This is a genomic window from Shewanella sp. ECSMB14101, assembly GCF_000773485.1.
In the GTDB taxonomy this organism is placed as follows: domain Bacteria; phylum Pseudomonadota; class Gammaproteobacteria; order Enterobacterales; family Shewanellaceae; genus Shewanella; species Shewanella marisflavi.
Genome location: NZ_JSFF01000057.1, coordinates 1 through 365, shown reverse-complemented (window position 1 = coordinate 365; position 365 = coordinate 1). Strand labels below are relative to the sequence as shown.

General features: G+C 41.1%; 1 tRNA gene. It reads right to left on the bottom strand.

Annotated features, from left to right (window positions below):
• Positions 1–149: 149 nt before the first annotated feature.
• Positions 150–226 (bottom strand) — tRNA-Ile (locus NY07_RS18740).
• Positions 227–365: the final 139 nt, after the last annotated feature.

The following is a 365-nucleotide window of genomic DNA, read 5'->3' as shown; positions in this document are numbered from 1 at the left end:
GCTGAGCTATAGCCCCATTTACATGCAGCGAACAAAATATACGAATACCAATTAAATTGGCTAAGCCAAATCGAGTTTAGTCAAGGCAACTTGTTGCAACGTTTAGCTCACTAAACGAGTAACAAGTTAACGTAGAATAAACGAAGATTTGGTGGGTCAGAGTGGACTTGAACCACCGACCTCACCCTTATCAGGGGTGCGCTCTAACCAGCTGAGCTACAGACCCATTCTTTTTGGTTATTTAATACTTACTCGGCGTTACTTTCATCGTTTCTCAGTCATGTGCAGTTGCACACTCCTTGCGAGACTCTTCAAGTGCCTTGATTAAGCATTAAATTCCACAAAAATTATCTTTCGATATTTTG